Source organism: Tolypothrix sp. FACHB-123 (assembly GCF_014697075.1).
Classification (GTDB): Bacteria; Cyanobacteriota; Cyanobacteriia; order Cyanobacteriales; family Nostocaceae; genus Aulosira.
Genome location: NZ_JACJRE010000098.1, coordinates 1 through 20,847, shown reverse-complemented (window position 1 = coordinate 20,847; position 20,847 = coordinate 1). Strand labels below are relative to the sequence as shown.

Annotated in this window: 19 protein-coding genes, 1 pseudogene and 1 CRISPR repeat array; of the genes and pseudogenes, 14 read left to right on the top strand and 6 right to left on the bottom strand. The window is 38.2% G+C overall.

The window, feature by feature from the left end:
* Nucleotides 1-1,726: 1,726 nt before the first annotated feature.
* The 4 genes from H6G41_RS32470 to H6G41_RS32455 all read right to left on the bottom strand — a co-directional run bounded on the left by H6G41_RS32470 (nt 1,727) and on the right by H6G41_RS32455 (nt 5,540).
* Nucleotides 1,727-4,228: a VapE domain-containing protein gene (locus tag H6G41_RS32470; RefSeq protein ID WP_190752307.1), complete on the bottom strand. Its 2,502-nt coding sequence runs from the start codon at nt 4,226-4,228 to the stop codon at nt 1,727-1,729.
* A 171-nt stretch (nt 4,229-4,399) separates the two neighbouring features.
* A complete protein-coding gene (locus tag H6G41_RS32465) occupies nt 4,400-4,900 on the bottom strand; it encodes a hypothetical protein (protein ID WP_190752305.1) in 501 nt (166 codons plus the stop codon).
* Between the two features lie 2 nt (nt 4,901-4,902).
* A complete protein-coding gene (locus tag H6G41_RS32460) occupies nt 4,903-5,238 on the bottom strand; it encodes a hypothetical protein (RefSeq protein ID WP_190752303.1) in 336 nt (111 codons plus the stop codon).
* Nucleotides 5,239-5,309: 71 nt separating this feature from the next.
* On the bottom strand, nt 5,310-5,540 hold the full coding sequence (locus tag H6G41_RS32455; RefSeq protein ID WP_190752301.1) for a hypothetical protein: 231 nt from the start codon (nt 5,538-5,540) through the stop codon (nt 5,310-5,312).
* Nucleotides 5,541-5,898: 358 nt separating this feature from the next.
* On the opposite strand from H6G41_RS32455, the gene H6G41_RS32450 reads away from it, so the two are divergent.
* From H6G41_RS32450 to H6G41_RS32400, 11 genes and pseudogenes are all read left to right on the top strand, one after another.
* Nucleotides 5,899-6,114, top strand: a complete 216-nt coding sequence (locus H6G41_RS32450; protein WP_190752299.1) for a hypothetical protein — start codon at nt 5,899-5,901, stop codon at nt 6,112-6,114.
* Between the two features lie 12 nt (nt 6,115-6,126).
* Nucleotides 6,127-6,444, top strand: coding sequence for a hypothetical protein (locus tag H6G41_RS32445; RefSeq protein ID WP_190752297.1), 318 nt, complete (start codon nt 6,127-6,129; stop codon nt 6,442-6,444).
* Between the two features lie 12 nt (nt 6,445-6,456).
* Nucleotides 6,457-6,636 carry a hypothetical protein gene (locus H6G41_RS32440; protein WP_190752295.1) on the top strand — a complete coding sequence of 60 codons (180 nt, stop codon included), beginning with the start codon at nt 6,457-6,459 and terminating at the stop codon, nt 6,634-6,636.
* A gap of 68 nt (nt 6,637-6,704) precedes the next feature.
* On the top strand, nt 6,705-7,541 hold the full coding sequence (locus H6G41_RS32435) for a hypothetical protein (RefSeq protein WP_190752293.1): 837 nt from the start codon (nt 6,705-6,707) through the stop codon (nt 7,539-7,541).
* 2,278 nt (nt 7,542-9,819) lie between these two features.
* Nucleotides 9,820-9,921, top strand: a pseudogene (locus H6G41_RS35515) (IS1 family transposase); the annotation flags it as partial.
* Between the two features lie 239 nt (nt 9,922-10,160).
* Complete coding sequence (locus H6G41_RS32425; protein WP_190752289.1) at nt 10,161-11,312, top strand: hypothetical protein; 1,152 nt, start codon at nt 10,161-10,163, stop codon at nt 11,310-11,312.
* A gap of 145 nt (nt 11,313-11,457) precedes the next feature.
* Nucleotides 11,458-11,936: direct repeats of the CRISPR family, unit length 36 nt; unit sequence GTTTCCATTAATTCCGATTTAGAGCAATCGGTAAAG.
* A gap of 516 nt (nt 11,937-12,452) precedes the next feature.
* Complete coding sequence (locus H6G41_RS32420; RefSeq protein ID WP_190752287.1) at nt 12,453-12,647, top strand: hypothetical protein; 195 nt, start codon at nt 12,453-12,455, stop codon at nt 12,645-12,647.
* 128 nt (nt 12,648-12,775) lie between these two features.
* Nucleotides 12,776-13,459 carry a thermonuclease family protein gene (locus H6G41_RS32415; protein WP_190752285.1) on the top strand — a complete coding sequence of 228 codons (684 nt, stop codon included), beginning with the start codon at nt 12,776-12,778 and terminating at the stop codon, nt 13,457-13,459.
* Between the two features lie 144 nt (nt 13,460-13,603).
* Nucleotides 13,604-14,146 (top strand): hypothetical protein, encoded by a 543-nt coding sequence (locus tag H6G41_RS32410; protein WP_190752283.1) that lies wholly within the window; start codon nt 13,604-13,606, stop codon nt 14,144-14,146.
* An 83-nt stretch (nt 14,147-14,229) separates the two neighbouring features.
* Nucleotides 14,230-14,754 carry a helix-turn-helix domain-containing protein gene (locus H6G41_RS32405; protein WP_190752281.1) on the top strand — a complete coding sequence of 175 codons (525 nt, stop codon included), beginning with the start codon at nt 14,230-14,232 and terminating at the stop codon, nt 14,752-14,754.
* Nucleotides 14,755-15,129: 375 nt separating this feature from the next.
* On the top strand, nt 15,130-15,486 hold the full coding sequence (locus H6G41_RS32400) for a DUF6009 family protein (RefSeq protein WP_190752279.1): 357 nt from the start codon (nt 15,130-15,132) through the stop codon (nt 15,484-15,486).
* A gap of 114 nt (nt 15,487-15,600) precedes the next feature.
* Here the strand turns inward: H6G41_RS32400 and H6G41_RS32395 are convergent, their stop codons facing one another.
* On the bottom strand, nt 15,601-15,960 hold the full coding sequence (locus H6G41_RS32395) for a hypothetical protein (RefSeq protein ID WP_190752277.1): 360 nt from the start codon (nt 15,958-15,960) through the stop codon (nt 15,601-15,603).
* Nucleotides 15,961-16,288: 328 nt separating this feature from the next.
* Here H6G41_RS32395 and H6G41_RS32390 point away from each other — a divergent pair, with 328 nt between their 5' ends.
* The 3 genes from H6G41_RS32390 (at nt 16,289) to H6G41_RS32380 (ending at nt 19,097) form a co-directional block, all read left to right on the top strand.
* On the top strand, nt 16,289-17,329 hold the full coding sequence (locus tag H6G41_RS32390) for a protelomerase family protein (protein WP_190752275.1): 1,041 nt from the start codon (nt 16,289-16,291) through the stop codon (nt 17,327-17,329).
* Nucleotides 17,330-17,411: 82 nt separating this feature from the next.
* Nucleotides 17,412-18,335: a hypothetical protein gene (locus tag H6G41_RS32385; RefSeq protein ID WP_190752273.1), complete on the top strand. Its 924-nt coding sequence runs from the start codon at nt 17,412-17,414 to the stop codon at nt 18,333-18,335.
* A 150-nt stretch (nt 18,336-18,485) separates the two neighbouring features.
* Nucleotides 18,486-19,097: a helix-turn-helix domain-containing protein gene (locus H6G41_RS32380; RefSeq protein ID WP_190752271.1), complete on the top strand. Its 612-nt coding sequence runs from the start codon at nt 18,486-18,488 to the stop codon at nt 19,095-19,097.
* Nucleotides 19,098-19,173: 76 nt separating this feature from the next.
* On the opposite strand, the gene H6G41_RS32375 is transcribed toward H6G41_RS32380, so the two are convergent.
* Nucleotides 19,174-19,344, bottom strand: a complete 171-nt coding sequence (locus tag H6G41_RS32375) for a hypothetical protein (RefSeq protein WP_190752269.1) — start codon at nt 19,342-19,344, stop codon at nt 19,174-19,176.
* Between the last annotated feature and the right edge of the window lie 1,503 nt (nt 19,345-20,847).

Sequence of the window (20,847 nt, the reverse complement as noted above, 5' to 3'; positions counted from 1 at the left end):
TGGTTACATTCCTTGTTCTCTAGAGAACAAGGAATGTAACCAAGGAATGCAGACATACCCTCTTGTATATAGATATGTCTGCACAAGTCATTTTGTCTAGCCTGGTGTATTCAAAACCTCTTGTACATGGATATCTATGCCGATAGTCTGCATTCATAACGTCTTGTACATAGATAGCGCAACCCTCTTGTATACCAGTATCTGCAATAAACCCTCTTGTACAGATATAGCTAAAGATGGTGATATATATAAACCCTTTTGTACATAGATAGCTCTAATGGCTCATTATCTACACACATACCCACTTGTAATGCCATTGGTTAAACTGCTATTCTCTAGCCCACTTGTATAGGGATAATTGTAACGCGAACGCACCTTAATTGCACATACCCACTTGTATAGTGATAGCATGAGGTAGCGCTAGCCCGAAGGGCGACCGGGCGACCGAAACCGCGAAGCGTCTTAGTACTGGTTAGGATTATGTCTCTATTTTTTCTCAAGGCATAACCATTATCAATAAAGCTACCTTGTTGAGAATCGCGCTAAACCTTCGGGGTGTGGCTGATGCTTGCAGTGTGTAAAGCGCATTCCCCAACTTCTCTCTCTGACTAGAACCAGTCAGGACATACCAGACATGAGGTATGTCTCAGTTTTTTATCAAGGTATGTCCAGCCCCAAACGCTTACCTACTCTAGCTTTCCAGTCCCCTAGACATACCTAGACATACCTACCATACCCTTTCTCAACTTTACTAAATCCCCCCCGTTTTTTTCGTGCAGGGCTGGGGGGAGCATGAGGGGGGATAAGTAAGTATATTTTCGTAAGCATAAACTACTAAAAAAATAATAATAAAAATAATAATAATAATATTCTGGGTATAGGTATGTAAAGGGTATGTCTGTATGTCCGGTATGTCTTGCGTCTTAAAACCCTTGTCCTACAAGCATCCTAGACAGGACATACCTAAAAATGAGGTGTGTCTTTTGCTGTTTTTAGGTATGTCTATGAGGTATTTTGGGTGAGGTATGTCCGGGCTGATAGTAGGGCTTAAGTATACTACGTCAAATATATTACTTTAGTGTTTATCCTGGTTAGAGTGTAATTTATATCCAGTTAATTACTGATGATTTAGCAATCTTGCTTTGACTTTTACTAATTGCGATCGCATTTCCCCTGCCTCTACCCTTGCCCTATACCCTTGCCGTTGACTGTTGATTCTTGCTGTTGACTGTTGACCATTGACTATTGACCCTTGCGCTAGCCTTGCCCATCGCTTTTACCCTTGCTCTAGACCACTGCTGATTGTTTAAGCCTGGGGAATACCAGCCGGAGTATTAGCCTTGCGCTAGCCTTGCCCCTTGCCTGTTACCCCTTGCTTTAAACCATTGACCATTGACCCTTGACCTTGCCTGTTGACCCTACACCACTGCTGATAACAACCGGAGTACATTTAATCGTTATAAGAGGGAATAGGGCTAGAAACGCAAAATACCCCTAGCTGTGTGATTGCTAAGGGTTTACGGGTAGTTGGGTTATTGGTTTGTGGTTATTGGTTGTTTTGTTGTTGGTTAGGTGGCTGTACAGGTGTGTAGATGTGGGAATGATTGGGTAGGTGGGTAGTAAGGGTGTACTAGGGAGATGTAAAGTACTTTACAGATTAAGTCATTAAAATCAGGTGAATCATAAAAATAATTCACCTTTCTACAAATTTGTATGTAACGTAAGACTATTTACTTTTCATAGTGCTTTCGATGTAAGCAACACATTCTGTTATCTCTTTTTTTTCTGCTTCACTTATTAAAGAAAATGACTTTACTATCAATTCTCCGTTAGTATTGCCGTCCCTTATTATCAGCCTGTCTACACCTTCCTTGTTTAATGTTTCTCTATGCTTAGAAACAACTCTTTCACACATATCAGAAATTATTTCAGATTCAGTTGATAATATGTCTACTGTGTTGTCTTCACCACAAATTACAATGTGTTCTGCTGCATTATTTTCTGTATCTTTTGTAGAAATATCCAGGAATGCACTGCGTATTAATACTTCTTTATTGATTTTTTTATTCTCTTCTTTCTGTCTGCTTGCTTCAATCTCTTTGTAGCGTTCGTCCCAGTGTTGATTAAATCTCCAATACACACATTTTTCACTATTGATTGTCTTACGTTCTCTTGTACATTTATTTTTTCTTAAAATATCACTTATACGCATATCTGTTTTGCGCTCAACGGGTAGCTTAAGCTCTTCCGCTAGCCATTTAATAGATATCCATTCTCTAGTTTTTGCTAGCCTTAAAATGTCAGGAGTGAGTAAGTCTTCTGTTTCGTAATTCGATACGTTTTGTTCTGCCAAAAATTCATCATCTTTCCTGTCTAGATAATGGGCTTCGCCAGCTAAAAATAATGTCTTTGCTATCGCCCAAACATCATCCCTTATCGCCTCTACCTTTGCATTATTAATAGTTTCAAAAATTTCAACTACCCAAAATCGTCTGTTACCTGTGGAATCTGATAAAAAAGTATCTTGGTTGGTCGTGCCCACAATCGCAAAAGAGCGCGGTGTCTTTATCTGTTTTTCTCCATAGGGTGGGCGATAAATGTCAAAATTTCTAGTAAGGAAATTTTTCATCTCACTTACGCTCTTATACCCTAGTGCTGTTTCCAATTCCCCGTACTCACTACACCAAGTCGATGTTAGAGCCATTATTTCGTCGGCTTCTGTCCGGTGCTTGCCTAGCGTTTGGAAGAATTCTTTACTAAACAGAGTCTCAAAAAATGTAGTTTTACCCGTTCCCTGTTTGCCTTTAAGTACTAAAACGTTATCATGCTTAATCCCCGGTCTTAGTGCTCTGGCTACGCAAGCTATTAGGAACTTTCTGATTAATAGTTTATGAAGCGGGTTGTTTACTCCCATAGCTTCATAAAGAGTGTTCAATGCAGACTCATCCAAAGTTGCAGATAGATTTTCGAGATATTCTCTTACGGGATGGTAAAAGTTTTGCTTCCCTAAGTAGACAACAATATCTCTGAACATTTCCTTGGGAGCATCTACCCACCATATATCATCAAGAAACATTTGGCGCATTGTCTCCGCTTCTATGGGTTCTCGGTTTAGCTCCAAGCAAAGACCCATTTCATTCCATTCCACATCGCCAACTTCTTTTAACCAGTCCAGGATATGACTTTTTAAGGATGTATGTTTAGACGGTTTTGAAGCAGAGGCATTGTTATTTTTTTGTTCTAATTTTAAGGGGTTTTTACTGCCTGCTTCTAGAGCGTTTGCAACTGTCTCTAGGGTTTTTTCTCTGCTACCCCATCCCTTGGTTTTTATCCACTTGTCTAAATTGGCTTCAAACTCTGCTTTAAACCAAATTATAAGCTCAGGTGTATGCGCTAAGTATCCCCCTACTTGATAGCATTTTTTATTGATAGTATTGTTGCGCTTACCCTCTGCCAGCTTACCTATTTCTGTGATGACGGATTGACATTTACTTTTTAATGCTTCCTTGTATTCTTCATTAATACTTGGAACTGACTGAGGCTTAGAATGTTCTGCTATAGGGATTGAGAGTGTATCAATGCTTTGTGAATTGTTAGGTAAGTTTAATACCTCTTCCTTTGTATATTTTTTACCTGTATTCTTAACGATTGTGACCAAGAACGGTTTGTCTTTATGATGATAAAATCCAGGCAATCGCATCACTCTAACCAAGTCTTTACAGTGCTTATCGCTTTTGTAGTGTCCAATTAACTTATCTAGATAACCATTGAATTCTTCTTTTGAGTACTTTTCTGGTTCTTCTAACAACCAATAAGAGTGATATTTACCCGGTGATGTGCTAACTACAAAACTCGGATCTAAGTGATACTCTGGCTGCTCCCCTGGTACGTCTAAGTCTATAAAAAGTGACCTAGTTTTACCTATGTCTTCGGTCTTTCTCTTTTTACTGAATGTTTCTTGTACATTCATGAATACCCCATAACCCTTATCGTTCAAGTTAGAGAGTATATTCCAGAGTTCTGATAGGCTACCGTAAAATATTTCAGCTTCTAAATTTTTATCCTTATCCGGGAATAGAGCAAAAGTAACTTTGGTATCGTCGGCTCCAGTGATGGCTTTTATGTATGCTTTTGCTTCTGTTTGGCGTGTTAGAATGTAGTTGTTGCAGTTAACATCTGCTTTATCATTACTCTCTACGTTGTAAAAACTACTAATTTCGGATATCATAGATTTAAGATTTATTTCGATTGATGCCCTGTCTAGTTGCAATCTAGGTGGGGCGTTTACTTTTTTATGCTACTACCCTGATCTAAAAAACTCTAACTTTATACACTACTAGGAAATTTTATGCAATTTTACGTAGATTTAAAGTAGGTGTAAAGTACTTTACATTTTTAGTTAGGTAAAGAAGAGAATCTCATCACCATTCCATTTACAGCCTTTCTTTACCCATCCACGAGCAAACGCCCAGATATCATCAAAAGCATTATCAGAATAATCACCAAAGATATCCTCAATCAATTCTTCTGATAATCGTAAATATCCTGGAAAGATATAAATTATTGCTGGTGTTCCCCTTGCCTCGGAAAGTGAACTGCTGAAATGTATCTCATCTACATACATGGTTACTTTCGGCTCAATACTTCGATACTGAACTGACCTCGCTACTAGATATATATATAGAGGTTCGAGCCTTGACACATTACGCATGATGCGCTGCATGTCTGGGCTAAGTTCCGTATCTTTCTTAAATTCTTGGAAGACTTTTAATTGTTTTTCCCTTACTTGCCTTTTTGTTGATTCTTCAATGCATTTTTTTATCTCTGCTTTTGTAGCACCGTTAATTTTTGCTTGTAATACATCTTTAAAAGTAGCTAAAAAATCGTTAGAATCTAACATTTTTAACCTCTAGTAATAATATCTATCAGCCTTAAATTTATCGCTTCAAGGCTGTTTAAGGCTGCGTTAGTAGTTCTCTGATGCTCAATAAAATTTTGCTGAAACTGTTCGGAATTTTCACGTAATTCTAGCAGCACATCATCTAATATCGCGCTTCGAGCCAATACACGATTTACATCAGAGGTTAGTTCTCTCACAATTTCTTGAGTATCCCTTACAGCTTCCTGAGTAATACGAATTTCTTGCTGTGTTTCTTGAATTTGACGATTTGTTTCAATCTGGCTTTGAGCTAATTGAATTAATAGCGCTCTGATATCTTCGTTGCTGGTGTCTGTCATAGATTATTGGCAGTTGTCTATTTATATAGAGAGTTACTTTTTATTTGTATTTGCATAATTAGTGTGACTTCTTAATCGGAGACAGTGTTTGATTTTCTTTTACCGCCTCTAGTTTCACCTAAAAGTTCAGTATCTTCTGGTAAAAATCCGCGCTCAATTGCAACCTTTAAAAAATGAGTCTCAATATATCTATTCACGCTGGTGTTTTGCTCTTTAGCTAGTTTGCCTAACACCTCTAATATTGCGCTGTCTATTCTGTAGGATACGGGTTTACGTTCGCGCATTAAAAAAGCCAGAAACATAAGTGTACTCCTATATGATACGTCTGATTGCTTTATGTATCTCAATATATCACTATTTACTGCCAAACGTATGACATTTGTATACGACTACCTTATGCTTGTATTGGCTTTGCATAAGTAATACTGTATTCAAACGTATGACGTTTAACTACGGTTGGTGTTATATTGATTACAGACAAGCAGAGAACACCACACTAACAACCTAAAGGCTTTACCAACCTATCCCCACTTATCCCCAGGTATCAAAGATAAACATAGATGTGCATTCCCATAAATCTGTAAAGTACTTTACATGTTTGTCTACTGCTCTATCACGGCAGTACTAAACAACTATCAACACTTAATCAAAAACTTTCACATGACTATCACCGAAATCTTACAGCCTTTAAAAATTTGTGCGGCGAACCTTGAATTACTTGAAAATTACTGTTGTTTCAATCCACCAACAAACATATCTGATGATGCTGTATCACCTGATGATGTTTCTGAAATTCTTAAAGATATAAATCTTGTGGTTTTAATTTTTGAAGATATCACAACATATCTACAAGAAAAGCTAAATATCACTAAATAAGGATTAATCAAAATGCCTAAATCACTTAGATTAACAATCTCAAAGCATCATGAAATTTACCTTAATTCGATAGCTTCACAGATGGGAGTTAACAATACTTCTGAAGCCCTTAATTACCTTCTGTGGGAGCTACGCCGACAAAATTATTCCTTTGGTTCACAAGCACAATGCTTTGACCCTACAACCTACGAGACTCAACCTACTGTAATGAGTGGTTTAAGCTTTATTCCTCAATCGCCCCAAGCTATCCAAGAGTTTGAGGATTTGAGGGAAGAAATTGACCCAGTAATCCAACGCTTAATTAATGCTGGTTTAGAGATGAATTTTTAGTGAGGTAAAAAGATGACTATTCGCAAGAAAATTGAAAACTACAAAACTGATTTAGACAATCTTGAAGAATGTCTTAAACAGTTCGATATCTCTGAAGAAATGCAGCAAGAGTTTATTGATTTAGGCGTAAAAATTGAAGCTTTAAAAGTTAAACATGAAAAGCTGAAAGTACAAAGACAAGAAAACATTTAAAAACACTGGGAAGACCGTTAATCAATCCAGTGTTTTACATCAAGTACATTCAAAGGAATAAATTAATTATGCCACGTAAACAAGTCAGACCAATTACAGACCCAGACGGAAGCAAGCAAGCAGAGATTGAACGCATTACCCAAGAGCGTGATGAACGAGCAAGGGCAAAGCTTAAAGAAAAATTCGCCAATGTTGGCAACAAAGCCCAAGAAATAGCATCGACAATCGGAACAACGTTAGAACCAATTACCAATACTGTTTCTAATGTTGCTAACGGAATAACCACAACTGCTGCTACTGCTGCGAACACTGCGAACAACATTAAACAAGCATTAACACCCACAGGCACAGGCTACCAGCACAGTTACGCATCTAGTCAGTTACAACACAACAATAATCCTTACGGTGACTTATCGATTCCTAGCCTTGACTTTAATTCTCTAGTTCCTAGTGATTTACTACATCCTTCAGGACTACCGCAAGCATCAGAGCAAGAATTAACCAACGGGCTAGCACATTACGCTGGTGCAACTAGAGCATTGCAACTCTACCAAGCTGGCTTTAAGTACATCAATGAAGTAGGCAAGACTAAGCAGGAATACCACAAAGCCCAACAATCAGTAATTAAGTCTGCTACTGAGCAAGTCAAGGTTAATCAAGAGATTGTACGCTTTGACCGTCAAAACGTTGAATTAGAGATTGATAAAGAGAAATTACAACACTCTAATGAACGCTTAAAACAGGCACAAATTACAACGACCGCTCTGGCTAATGAAACTTCCCAGATGGCTTTAAAGTTTGAGGCACAAGAGCAAAAGAGAGAAGCTGAAATTAAGGGTATTCAGTCCCAAACACAGGACATTATCCAAAAATATCTGAAGGATTCCATTAATAACGGAGTCTAAGAAATTGGGGATTGTACAGCGAATACAGTCCCCTCAAAAACATAAATTAAAGTACAGGAATCATACCATGCAAGCATTAAACAGTTTCAAAAATAAATTGTTCTTTTTTTCGTTCGGTCTAGGTTTAGCTTCTACAGTAGCAGTATTTCAGCCGAACACAACCGTTAAGGAACTTGGTAAAACTTTAATCGGTTTCTCTATTGCTGGTGTAGTTTTAGGTGAATTGACCACTAGCAAAGCTTTTAAACTTCATGAAGATGAACTAGAGCATTACAAGAAATTAGTCAGTGAAAGAACAACTGATGCTGGTAAATTTTCACGAGATTTAACCAAAGTTACCAGTGATTTAGAACACACTAAAAAAGAATATCAGCGACTAGAGAGTGAATTACAGCAAGCGTTACAGCTTTTAAAGTCTCGAAATGATGAATTGATTGTTAGTCGTGAAGAAATTAATAAACTCAAAGCTAATTTGAAAAATGTTGGTAGGTTCTCGACTGCTGAGGCACACAAGATTGTTAGAGCAACTTATAACCGTTCTATCAAAAAGCTTGAATGTCATATTGAAGCATTAATGAGAAACTATCAACCTATAGCTGATGATTTCAATAATATTCTGATTGAGGTTGATAAGTTCCGTAACCGATACATCAAAAAATTGGATGAGTACGACCAACTAACAGCCTTTAATGATTTGATAGACGTTGGCTTAGACATGCAAGAAAAAATTATTGATGGTTGTATTGAGTTACGCTGTAAAGCCCAAACAATAGCTATCAAATACCTTAATAATTTACTTGATGGTTCTGTAAGCTATCAGCAATATGAATCAGATATCATCAGCACTCAAAACCATGCCGGACAAACTATTAAGCAATTAAAGGATGGTCTAGAGGCACAAGTAAGAGCAATTGCTAATGATTGGGTAGTTTCTAATAACCAACACGTTGAACGCTACGAAACAAACTACAGTGAACTGTTACAAGCTGGTAAAGAAGCTGTAGCGAAGTTACAAGAGCGTGATAGTTTGATTGCTCAACTGCTAGAACAAATCAATGGTCTAGAACAAGAATTAGAGCAACTTCGTAAACCCTGGGCATTTACAGGAACCATCGACTATGCCCAAGCTGGCAATGCAATCATTAATTTCTACTATCAAGCTTACGGTTATATCTTGGATGCTATCGGCTGGCAGGAAATTGAGACAGGCTACACATTGACCTTTGCGACTGGCAGAAATAAGGTCTATCTGACTGCTGATATGTTGCACGACAAAGACAACAGACCACAGCTAGCAGGGTTAACCAATGCTTTGACACTACCGGAGTTTACGCCTAACTATCAATCTGGCTTGATGGTTCTAGAGATACAGACTCGTAAGCCAGCTAAGAAAAAGACTGCTAGCGAAACTGATATCAATAAGCTGTGGATACCTGCTACCAAATTTGAGGCTACTGTCAAAGGTTGGTCACGGGTGCGAATCACTGGAGGTTCTGAGAGTGGTAAGAGTCCAACGGCTGAAAACTTGGCTGTATGCATTCTCAAGAATCGAGCAGGAACCGCAAAACTCTATAACCCACAGCACGACTCAGTAAAGAATTATTGGTCATTGCCAACGGTCGGTAAAAATCACAAGGATTCTGAGAAGGCGATCGCAAATTTAGCCCAACAAGTTGACGCAAGGTCAAATGGTCTAGAACGTAGAGACACCTTTGAGTTATCTGTATTTGATGAGATTGACTCGACCATGAGTCACACGAAGGGCAAGAAGTCGGCTATAGGTGCAAATGTAAATTTCATCATCAAGCAAGCATCACATCAAAACCTTGGGGCAATATTCATAGGTCAGAATGCCAACGTTAGCGAGTACCCAGGTATGGATAGAAGCGATTGGAACTCAGCCGTAAATGTTCATATTGGTTCTAATGCGTATGACGCGCTCACTAATACAAATTTACTAACGACTGAAGAGACTACACGATTAAAGGGTATTGCTGATAAGTTAACAGAGTTTTGTAACCTCAAAAATGATGAATTAGGACTCGATAAAACAGACCCTAATTCGTACCGATTCGCGCTAGTAATGGAACCAAATAAAAAGCCTTATTTTATTGAGTTACCGTCATTTGGAACCTACACTTATGACAATGTGATTAATAGCTGGTCTATCACCACTGACAGCGCTGACGCATCAGCTACCCATCAGCTACAAACGCTAGAACCCTTACAGAATAAGGATGTGATATCAGCTAAAAACAGCGCTGATTCCGGGTATGTAGGGTCTAGCTGTCCTGACTGCTCTAGCACCAATATACAGCGTAATGGCAAGCAGAACGGCAAGCAACGCTATCGCTGTAAAGACTGTGGAAAGCACTTTACAACAGACATAACCAGTATTTTAGACATCGGCTTTTAACTGATTTATTAACAGTAACTAATGTTTGTTTAATTGCTAATAAATATCTTTAGTTGCTGTTAAAAAGTTTCTCTCGCTAATTGAATTTTTCTCTTAACAGTTCAATCGCAATAAAAGAGTGAGTTTCGCAACAAGACCATTTTTAGCGCATGAGTAGCGCACAGACCGCGCACAAATTGAAATTAGAAAGGAACTAGAAAATAATGAAAGCTACTAACGGTAATCATTCCAGCACTATTGACGCTAAAAGTTTAGAGGTTATCAACAATCCAGAGTTATTGACACCAGAAAAACAAAACCGCAAGCCAGCCAACAGACAGAATAAGCCAGTTGCAATCAAATTAGATTTAGATGCTGGCAGCAGTCGAGCCAAGTTTGTTATCAATGGCTGGTGTGGTAGTTATCCATCAGTTCTAAAAATCGTGTCCGGTGAACTGCCTACGGGTATTAGTGGCTGTTTCTCAATTGGTACTAAAAATTATGCAGTCGGTAGAGTGACATCATCACTTAATGGTGAATTGGTAGAAGCCTTTAAGGATAATAAAATTAAGCACCTTGATAAATGGTTGATAGGTGCTTTAACTAATCACCCTGACTTACTTTCTGATATAGCTAGCGAACGTAAATATAAGGGTAAGCCAGCAAGAATTAAAATCACACTACGCTTACTCAGCCTGAGTTCTAGCAAACGTAACGATATAGCTAAAATCTTGCAAGGTACGAAACAATTTAGTTATGAAGGTGTGATTTTTGAGATTGAAATTGCTAATACTGATTATCTATTTCCCGAAGGTTACGGAGCATCTTTAGAAGCTAATAAACGCATTCCTGAAGGTTGCTCAGAGTTTCATATTCTTGATTTAGGTGGTGGTACTCTGACATTCTCAAGCTACCAAGTTGGTAAACAACCTAAAGCGATTGAACAAACTCCAGGTAGCGGTAACGGTATGAAAGCAATTATCGAACGCTTGAGTATTGCACTGGCTAGGATAGATAGAGGTGGTATTCAATTCAAGAAAGATAATCTAGAAAGTGCGCTCAGAAATTCTAAATTGATAGACGGTAAGCATTCTGTGAAGTATAGACATGGTACAGAAACCGTAGAGATAGGTGATATTGTTCAGGATGCCCTTAGCGAGTGGGTTTCTGAGATGCCGATTGTAGAGTCATTGCTAACTAAGGTCAGTCAGGCACTTTTGAATGGATCACCTGTGTTTACTACTGGTGGCGGTATGGCGATATCAGTTATTGCTGATTGGATCGAGAAATATTGTTGCGCTGATATCATCAATGCTCAATACCATGTGTTGATAAATCCGGCTGATATCAATTTAACTGGATTGAGTCATTTATAGCAATTGAATCTAATCAAGTCATAAAAAACCCTACCAACGACTTAAGGCTGATAGGGTCTTTTTATTTGTAATCCATTAATTGCACTTCTTATTAGGGAAGCGACAAATTAGAAGTAGAAATTAAAGCAATACCAGTGATACCAATGTTTCCATTAATTCCGATTTAGAGCAATCGGTAAAGTCAAACGCGGGGCGGTTCACTGCAGCAGTGCTTGCCGTTTCCATTAATTCCGATTTAGAGCAATCGGTAAAGTCAGGCTATCATTCCCTCCCCGGGATGAAGTTATCAAAGTTTCCATTAATTCCGATTTAGAGCAATCGGTAAAGACAACCGCTGTTGCAGGAAAAATTGGCTTCGATTTATTGACGTTTCCATTAATTCCGATTTAGAGCAATCGGTAAAGGCTGAGTTTGGTTATGTGGGGTGTACCATTCTAGTTTCCATTAATTCCGATTTAGAGCAATCGGTAAAGTTAACTTGGGTTCTGCTATCCGCGTTGCTACTGTTGGGTTTCCATTAATTCCGATTTAGAGCAATCGGTAAAGTTCTGGCTTCGTGGAGCTAGAATTGTTTCTTTAGATGATTCAGTTTCCATTAATTCCGATTTAGAGCAATCGGTAAAGAGTTCACTTCTAGAAGCCTTACAGCATAAGCGTTTCAGATACCACAATCGACACACCTCTGAAAAACACAAAATATTTTTCAAAAAAAGGTCAATTTTGTAGCCTGAAAGCGTTACTGGACAAGGCATCGACACAGGTTAACGAAGTTATACGGTTTTCAAGGTTCTAGTGAGGTGTGTAGATGGAATACAACACACTTAGGCAACAGAGTAAAATGTGTTACTTAAAGCTGTCAACAATTTAATAAATAAATTAATAGTAGTACGGAAAAGAGATGATACCTATGTGCGACCGAGCAATAATGTTGCGAGGTAATAGCTCTGGAAATGACTTCTAGTACTCGATTCCAGCACTACGTAGAAATTTTTGCTTACTTTTTGCTTACTAGCCTGATAAAACCGAGAAGTATTAAAAGCAACAATCAGGCTAGTCAAAATAATGGACTTTATCTAGACAAACGCTATTTTGCGCTAATACTATAATCTACGAGCATCGCTTTGTCTGATGGTGATTACAATGCTTAATGACTTAATAAACCAGGTAACTCACAACAACAAGCTGTTTGTCGAGCTACTGCTTAATTTTTACCTTGACGGAAATGGTGTAGAACGGCAGCAGATTGAGGAAATATTACAGGAGAACAAGCAAGAAGATTTAGGGCATCGGATAGTAGAAAATCTGCGACAGATAGCAGCTTCTAAGGCGTTGTAAGGTATTCGGGCAATCCCTCAATACTTTTACCTGTAACCGTCCTAGTCGTCTAATTGATCTATATCACGGACGATTAAAGCTATAACAAGTTAAGTTTATTACCAGCTAATATATTTAGTCACTTAACTATGAATAAAACTGCTGTCCTTGCAATCGCCACAATGCTTGTCTCTGGGCTTCCATCCGTGGCTCAAACCAACTTACCAGCTATGACCGTAGTTAGTGTTGGAGATGGCGATACACTACGGGCACAGAACCAGCAAGGACAAGCTGTAACTATCCGGTTAGCGTGTATTGATGCTCCCGAACTAAAACAACAACCTTGGGGACAACAGTCAGCAGCCCGACTCAAACAATTACTGCCAGTTGGTCAATCTATCAAAGTTAGGCAAGTTGACCGAGATAAGTACAAGCGAGTTGTGGCTGAGGTTTATGTAGGCGATCGCTCTATTAATCTCAACATGGTTCAGGAAGGACAGGCAGTAGTTTACAGGCAATATTTAAAAGGTTGTGCCAGCACTAAAGACCAATTTATCAAAGCTGAAGCCACTGCTAAACAGCAAAAACTAGGATTCTGGAATCAACCTAAACCACTTATGCCGTGGGATTTTAGGCGAAGCAAGAACACTACTCCTCAGTCAGTAGTAGCTCAACCACAACAACAATGTGATCCGTCATATCCTGACTTCTGTCTTCCACCTAATTCGCCGGATTTAGATTGCAAAGATATCTCATATCGTAGATTCAGAGTCAACCAGCCCGATCCACATAAATTAGATAGAGATAACGACGGCATAGGATGCGAGCGATAAAGCTTAGATGGGTAGAGTAATGCTGGTTTGACGACATCGAGGCGAAACAGCCTCGCAGTAATGTAGGTGGATATGAAAACAGTCGATACATAATATGGGGTTGGGTCTTTCGAGAATTTATTAGCTGTTACCCACGTTAATTATATGTCTGAAGATTTTTTAGAAGAACTACGAGAAAGTTTTATAGAGGCTATTGCTGCCCATAAATTTATAGAGATGAAATATCATCGAAATCAAACTGATGAAATTAACAGATTGAAGGTTAGATGGAATGAGGTTAAAAAACGTTTCATAACAGGCGAAAACCTAGTAAACGTTCAAGATACTTATAAAGTTAATAATTGTCAATTTAAATTAGAAAATAAATTAAACAAGGTTGAGCGCGAATTAGAATCGATTAAAATTAAACTACTTGAGCAACAGAAAGTAACTAGTCAAATTCTTAATCAAGTAGAAAAACAATTAGCAGAGATAAAATTAATTCGTCAAACAGAAGATGAGTTTTCCATTCTAGAAAGCTATTATTATAAATCTGCTGATGCTGAGATTGAATTTGATGATTTACTGTCAAATTTAAAACTTCAGATGCCATTAGGGGTAAGCAACGGACAAGACTCTAAACATCAAGATAACAGTGTAGTTGATGCAGAATTAGACTCTTTACGAAAACAATTAGATGAGATGTAAATATAGGATACCTAATAAAAGTTCGCCAAAACTCGCCAACAATCTGATAGTATTTTTGCGACTGTCGATATTTGGCGATATTTATGAACAAGCAAGAAGCAGCAGATTATCTAGGCGTAAGCGTTAGAGCATTAGAGCGATATGTCCAGCAAGGTAAAATCAGCGTCAAGTACGAGAAAGGCAAAACCCGATCAACTGCTAATTTTGATGCTACAGAATTAGAAGCCTTTAAAGCCGAACTAGAACAGCCAACGATTAAACCTGCCTTTGAACCTCGCCAAAATACGACAGAGCCACAGCAACAGACAGGTAAACTCACACATAGCCCTGGCGAGATTGCGAGATTTGACGAGGTTTCGGAATTTGGCGTAATTGAAAAGTTATCTGGAATCATTGAGGCTTTACTAGGCAAGGCAGACAATCAGCCACTAGTACCCATTGCTGATAAGTTGTTGCTGACCATTGCTGAGGCACAAGCTTTAACTGGCTTGTCTAGGGAATTTCTTAGAGATGCGATTAACTCAGGACAATTGAAAGCCAAGCAGATTGGTAAAAGCTGGCGAGTTAAGCGCAGTGACCTACAAGAGTACATTGATAAGCTGTTTTGAATCTCGCCAAATTGCGACAGTATGAAACTCGCCATTGGTATAGAGCAGGTGTAGCCATTTGAAACGATGGCGAGATTTGGCGCGGTTTTACACTGTGTTTAAACTAGGGTGAGCAGCATTAGTTCTGGAAATGACTCACCATGCTCGATTCCAGCACTACGGAGTAATTTTTACTTACTTTTTGCTTAGTCGGCTGTAAAATCTGGGAACTATGAAAAGCAACATGGTTATTCCAAATTTAAACGTTTGAAGAGTTTGAAAATCTTATACACAGGCTAGTCTTACTTTTTGCTTACTGTAATGAAATTATGAATTTAGACACATTAAATAATTTAGTGAGTATAGTGAATTAAGAAATTTATCACTATTGAGAAAATGTTTACAAGCCTTGATTTAACACAAGAGAAAAAAATTGTTTGGCTTTATGACCTAAATGATTACCCTTGGCTGAGAGAAACTTTTGCACATTTTCCTAAAAGAGACAGAATTACTGATGCAGTAATATCAGTCCACAAAAAGTATGGAAATGAAAAGATTGTAGGTTATGCACAGCTAGAAGATAATGCACCTCCTGATAGAAAAGGTAAAACCCCTTTTAAAAGACGTATTTTTGTATTGCGTGATGGTGATTATGAAGCTTATAAAGACCATTTTAGTTTTCCTACAGAGGCGATAAATCCTTTGACAGTTCAACCTAGACAAAAGGGGTTACCACCTCGTAAAACTCAATAGTCAAAATTGTAGTAGATAATCTCAAACGTAAACACCCTAGATATTTGAAAATTTAATACTTAGGGTGTTTACTATTTTTGCCTATTAGTAAGGACTAAAAACCTAGATTATTCATCAATACCAACTTTGATTAGGAATAAGCCAATCTTCTGAAGCTGTATAACCTTCCGCAATAGCACTATTAATAAAAGTAGTTAAGGATTTGATTGCCTGGTCAATAGCCATAATTTCAGTATCATAAGAAGTTATAGACGGAATATATACTCCAGCTTGTGCTGGTGTTTTTATATAATGACTCAGCTTAAATGTGTAAGGTTGTCGTTCTAAAATAGTATTTTTATAAACCTTGATTGTTACAGATGGCTGAAAATCATTCTTGCAATTGAGATAAACTTTTAACTCGTTTACAAGAATGTAAGCTTCTACGATATCTGAATGCTCTTTTAAAAACTGTTCAATGTTTTCATTGCTCATGGTAGTATCTCCTCCAATAGCCAATAGTATTTTTGTACCATTATAGACCAAGTGAGTAAAAGGTAACAAATAAACAAATCTAATAAAATTATTAAGTATTTTCTTGGACAAATAAACTGAAGTTTGAGCGTAGCCTCTATGATTACGCTTATTAACTCATGCTTCTACGATGACAAAAAGTTACTTCACAAATTTGCTGTGACCTAGACAGGTAGTCTATATATGAAACCTATCTATATACAAGACGATAAGTATTGACATATTTTTGTTCCTTGTTTACTATATAAACATACAAAAATTATAAATAAAGTAATCAAGGAACATAACCATGTCCAGAGAACTTAAAGCGAGTGAAGAACTTGAAAACACTTATATATCAGAGCGTGTAGCCTATCTGTTACCGCAATTTGAGGCACTTGCACCTTACAAGCTAAATCAGCGTAAAAAAGGTATACCCAATGAAGATTTACTCGGCTGGGAACGACTAGCAGCGATTGAAGCCAAAAACCTAAAAATCACATACCCCGATGAACGCCCAGAAGATGAAAAGGAATATGGCACGGCATTAAGGCAGATTACAGCACTGAAAAAAGCTTTAAAATCTGCTGCCAAGACTGATTTAAAAGACCATGCGCTAGTAAACCCAGTCAACACAATCATTACCCACTTTGGGAATGCCTTAAGCTATCAGTTCGCTAGCTACAAGGAACGTCAAAACACGCGCTACCGAGACACTGTAAAAGAACGTAGGCAGAAAGATAATCGAATAGAACTTGATCTGACCAATTCTCTTAAATACGCTCACAACATTCTGACTGATATCAAAAATAGTGAGGATGTTAACTGGCTTGATGTGAGTTGTGCCATTGCTCTAGCCACTGGTAGACGTATGGCAGAAGTACACCTATCAGCCAGCTTTCAACAAGTAGAAGAGTATAAGGTTATTTTCAAAGGTCAATTGAAAGGTAAAAACCGCAAGGTTAGACAAGGTGATAAAGCTGTTTCACTGCGAGATGTACCATTTACAATCCCTACTTTGTTACCTGCTGATTTAGTATGCAATGCCCTCCAATGGCTTGATAAAAAGGGTAAAAGATTCCCTGTTACTGAAGACCCCGAACGAGTAAACAGACGATTCTCTAAAACTCTCAATGAAGCTTGTAAAGCCTGGGATATCTTCCCAACTGAAGAACGCACTTATCACAAGTTTCGTGCTGCATATCTAAGGGCTGCAATTGTGAATGATGGGAATGTTGACCCTTACGACTTTACAGACTTTGCCAAGGATGTTTTAGGTGATGACGATGAAACCACCATAAACGCCTACAAACGTTATGAAATCAAGCCAGAAAGCATTACCCGAATTTAATAAAATCCCTATACAAAACCTCTTGACAAGTTATCAACAAGATGGTTAGTATAGGGATAACAATTTAAAGGATACTTTAATCATGACACGAGAAAAGATTGGTTACGAAATAGGTCAGAAATTAGCAACAAAGCTTGCTGGTGTAGTAGATGAGGAAAGCATTAAATCTACAGCCATAGCAGCATATAAAGAGCTTCAATCGGCAGTAAGTGAGGGTAGTTTTCGCGCTGCTTTAACTCATACAAAAAAAGCAATTAGAGAGGCATTCCCAGACAAAGACGCAAACACACCAGGATACTACTGGACTAACTCAGGTAAAGGGCAAATTGAACGCTATGAACATTTAGCGCTTTACTACTGCTCAACTGCAACTGAGAGATGGGAACAGCCAAGAGAAGGTCAAGAAGTAGAACCACAAGTAGAAGTAGAACCACAAGTAGAAGTACAGCCAGAAACAAATCAATCAGCACAAACCACTTTAGATGATATGAACATTTCACAATTACAACTGGATACCGATACTCAGCAGATGGTAGAAAGTGCGATAGCTCACTCTGGTATATCTTTGGCTGATTTTGTTCGTAAGGCTTGCCAAGTCTATGCCAAGACAGTAACCGGGAAGGTAGGGCAGTATGAATCAGATTTAACGGCTATACCCACTAAAGACTTGCTATCTAGTGCTACTTACAAAACTCATCCTGGCAGGGCTGAAGAACTTACCAGACGCGCTGTATATGCTTTAGAAACTCATAATAATAATTGCACCGAGAAAAGCCAAAAGTGGCATATTAATCAAACAGCTATTCAAGCGCTCACAGGCAGTAAACCAGCTACCATTAAGGCGATTTTAGACTTAGATAATAATGAGTCTAAGTACAGAACAAGACTTAATGACCATAACGTCAAGCATGAGTTAAACGCTTACGACAACCGCAAGCCAGGACGAAAGATTTATGATGATATTGATTTAGCTTCACTTGTGCCAGATGGATTTGATGTTGTTTAATTCTCTTAAAACATCTGTACAACAAACGCCACAAAGGTAAATCAATTACTGAAGTTATTGAATGATAAAAACAATAAACCTACTTAACCAATAATAAAAGTGAGTAGGTTTATTAATTGATTAAATATTTTTAATAGTTTTTAAAACATTATGCCTAAAAAAGAAGAATTAACAATTATTCAAGCTAGAGCCATCGTGTTGATGATTGCAGGATACAGCCAAAGAGACATAGCTATAAAATTAGGAATCACGCAAACAACAATATCGTTATGGCATAGACAATCAAGTTTTTCGGAAAATAAAAGGAAGGCAATTAGTACAATATTTGATGCTTCAATGGCTGATTTAATAGATGGTACTCAAGAAGCCGTGAGGGAACTAAGAAACATCATTAATGACCCCGAAACACCACAAAAAACAAAAATATCAGCTATAACTGTACTCTTATCTACAGCTTTAAGGTATAAAGGTTCAAATTATATCGAAACTGATGATTTAAGCGATAGTGTAGAAACTAAAATCAAATTTTTAAGTGAAAATGCTGAATCAAAAGAAGAATTAAAAGATGTTATTGCACTACAACAAAAACAAGCAGCATTAACTTATCAAACCAGTAAAAAATTAACTGTAGAAGAAAGTAGAGACCAAATAGAAAGATTAATAAAGGTGATATTTGAAGTTACTAATGAAGAGCAACAAGTATTAATTGGTAAAAAATTAGAGGAATTATTTAAAAAACTGACGGAACAAGCTCACTACTAACAAATATGTAAAGTACTTTACATCCCCAGCTAATAACCCACAACCTAACCACCCCAATCTGTAAAGTACTTTACATCTACCCCACTACTCCACTACCCCACATATCACCCACTAACCCACAACCCTTACCCACTACCCACCACCCACTACCCCAATCATCCCCACATCTACACACCTGTCTAGCCACACTCACAAACCAATAACTACAAACCAATAACCCAACTACCCGTAAACCCTTAGCAATCACACAGCTAGGGGTATTTTGCGTTTCTAGCCCTATTCCCTCTTATAACGATTAAATGTACTCCGGTTGTTATCAGCAGTGGTGTAGGGTCAACAGGCAAGGGTCAAGGGTCAATGGTCAATGGTTTAAAGCAAGGGGTAACAGGCAAGGGGCAAGGCTAGCGCAAGGCTAATACTCCGGCTGGTATTCCCCAGGCTTAAACAATCAGCAGTGGTCTAGAGCAAGGGTAAAAGCGATGGGCAAGGCTAGCGCAAGGGTCAATAGTCAATGGTCAACAGTCAACAGCAAGAATCAACAGTCAACGGCAAGGGTATAGGGCAAGGGTAGAGGCAGGGGAAATGCGATCGCAATTAGTAAAAGTCAAAGCAAGATTGCTAAATCATCAGTAATTAACTGGATATAAATTACACTCTAACCAGGATAAACACTAAAGTAATATATTTGACGTAGTATACTTAAGCCCTACTATCAGCCCGGACATACCTCACCCAAAATACCTCATAGACATACCTAAAAACAGCAAAAGACACACCTCATTTTTAGGTATGTCCTGTCTAGGATGCTTGTAGGACAAGGGTTTTAAGACGCAAGACATACCGGACATACAGACATACCCTTTACATACCTATACCCAGAATATTATTATTATTATTTTTATTATTATTTTTTTAGTAGTTTATGCTTACGAAAATATACTTACTTATCCCCCCTCATGCTCCCCCCAGCCCTGCACGAAAAAAACGGGGGGGATTTAGTAAAGTTGAGAAAGGGTATGGTAGGTATGTCTAGGTATGTCTAGGGGACTGGAAAGCTAGAGTAGGTAAGCGTTTGGGGCTGGACATACCTTGATAAAAAACTGAGACATACCTCATGTCTGGTATGTCCTGACTGGTTCTAGTCAGAGAGAGAAGTTGGGGAATGCGCTTTACACACTGCAAGCATCAGCCACACCCCGAAGGTTTAGCGCGATTCTCAACAAGGTAGCTTTATTGATAATGGTTATGCCTTGAGAAAAAATAGAGACATAATCCTAACCAGTACTAAGACGCTTCGCGGTTTCGGTCGCCCGGTCGCCCTTCGGGCTAGCGCTACCTCATGCTATCACTATACAAGTGGGTATGTGCAATTAAGGTGCGTTCGCGTTACAATTATCCCTATACAAGTGGGCTAGAGAATAGCAGTTTAACCAATGGCATTACAAGTGGGTATGTGTGTAGATAATGAGCCATTAGAGCTATCTATGTACAAAAGGGTTTATATATATCACCATCTTTAGCTATATCTGTACAAGAGGGTTTATTGCAGATACTGGTATACAAGAGGGTTGCGCTATCTATGTACAAGACGTTATGAATGCAGACTATCGGCATAGATATCCATGTACAAGAGGTTTTGAATACACCAGGCTAGACAAAATGACTTGTGCAGACATATCTATATACAAGAGGGTATGTCTGCATTCCTTGGTTACATTCCTTGTTCTCTAGAGAACAAGGAATGTAACCA

Excerpts from the sequence above, each read along its gene's own strand:
- H6G41_RS32445 (WP_190752297.1), top strand. The coding sequence starts at position 6,127 with ATGCCTAAATCACTTAGATTAACAATCTCAAAGCATCATGAAATTTAC.
- H6G41_RS32455 (WP_190752301.1), bottom strand. The coding sequence starts at position 5,540 with ATGTTTCTGGCTTTTTTAATGCGCGAACGTAAACCCGTATCCTACAGA.
- H6G41_RS32395 (WP_190752277.1), bottom strand. The coding sequence starts at position 15,960 with ATGAGCAATGAAAACATTGAACAGTTTTTAAAAGAGCATTCAGATATC.
- H6G41_RS32425 (WP_190752289.1), top strand. The coding sequence starts at position 10,161 with ATGAAAGCTACTAACGGTAATCATTCCAGCACTATTGACGCTAAAAGT.
- H6G41_RS32435 (WP_190752293.1), top strand. The coding sequence starts at position 6,705 with ATGCCACGTAAACAAGTCAGACCAATTACAGACCCAGACGGAAGCAAG.
- H6G41_RS32400 (WP_190752279.1), top strand. The coding sequence starts at position 15,130 with ATGTTTACAAGCCTTGATTTAACACAAGAGAAAAAAATTGTTTGGCTT.
- H6G41_RS32460 (WP_190752303.1), bottom strand. The coding sequence starts at position 5,238 with ATGACAGACACCAGCAACGAAGATATCAGAGCGCTATTAATTCAATTA.
- H6G41_RS32390 (WP_190752275.1), top strand. The coding sequence starts at position 16,289 with ATGTCCAGAGAACTTAAAGCGAGTGAAGAACTTGAAAACACTTATATA.
- H6G41_RS32410 (WP_190752283.1), top strand. The coding sequence starts at position 13,604 with ATGTCTGAAGATTTTTTAGAAGAACTACGAGAAAGTTTTATAGAGGCT.
- H6G41_RS32470 (WP_190752307.1), bottom strand. The coding sequence starts at position 4,228 with ATGATATCCGAAATTAGTAGTTTTTACAACGTAGAGAGTAATGATAAA.
- H6G41_RS32420 (WP_190752287.1), top strand. The coding sequence starts at position 12,453 with ATGCTTAATGACTTAATAAACCAGGTAACTCACAACAACAAGCTGTTT.
- H6G41_RS32450 (WP_190752299.1), top strand. The coding sequence starts at position 5,899 with ATGACTATCACCGAAATCTTACAGCCTTTAAAAATTTGTGCGGCGAAC.
- H6G41_RS32380 (WP_190752271.1), top strand. The coding sequence starts at position 18,486 with ATGCCTAAAAAAGAAGAATTAACAATTATTCAAGCTAGAGCCATCGTG.
- H6G41_RS32440 (WP_190752295.1), top strand. The coding sequence starts at position 6,457 with ATGACTATTCGCAAGAAAATTGAAAACTACAAAACTGATTTAGACAAT.
- H6G41_RS32385 (WP_190752273.1), top strand. The coding sequence starts at position 17,412 with ATGACACGAGAAAAGATTGGTTACGAAATAGGTCAGAAATTAGCAACA.
- H6G41_RS32415 (WP_190752285.1), top strand. The coding sequence starts at position 12,776 with ATGAATAAAACTGCTGTCCTTGCAATCGCCACAATGCTTGTCTCTGGG.
- H6G41_RS32465 (WP_190752305.1), bottom strand. The coding sequence starts at position 4,900 with ATGTTAGATTCTAACGATTTTTTAGCTACTTTTAAAGATGTATTACAA.
- H6G41_RS32405 (WP_190752281.1), top strand. The coding sequence starts at position 14,230 with ATGAACAAGCAAGAAGCAGCAGATTATCTAGGCGTAAGCGTTAGAGCA.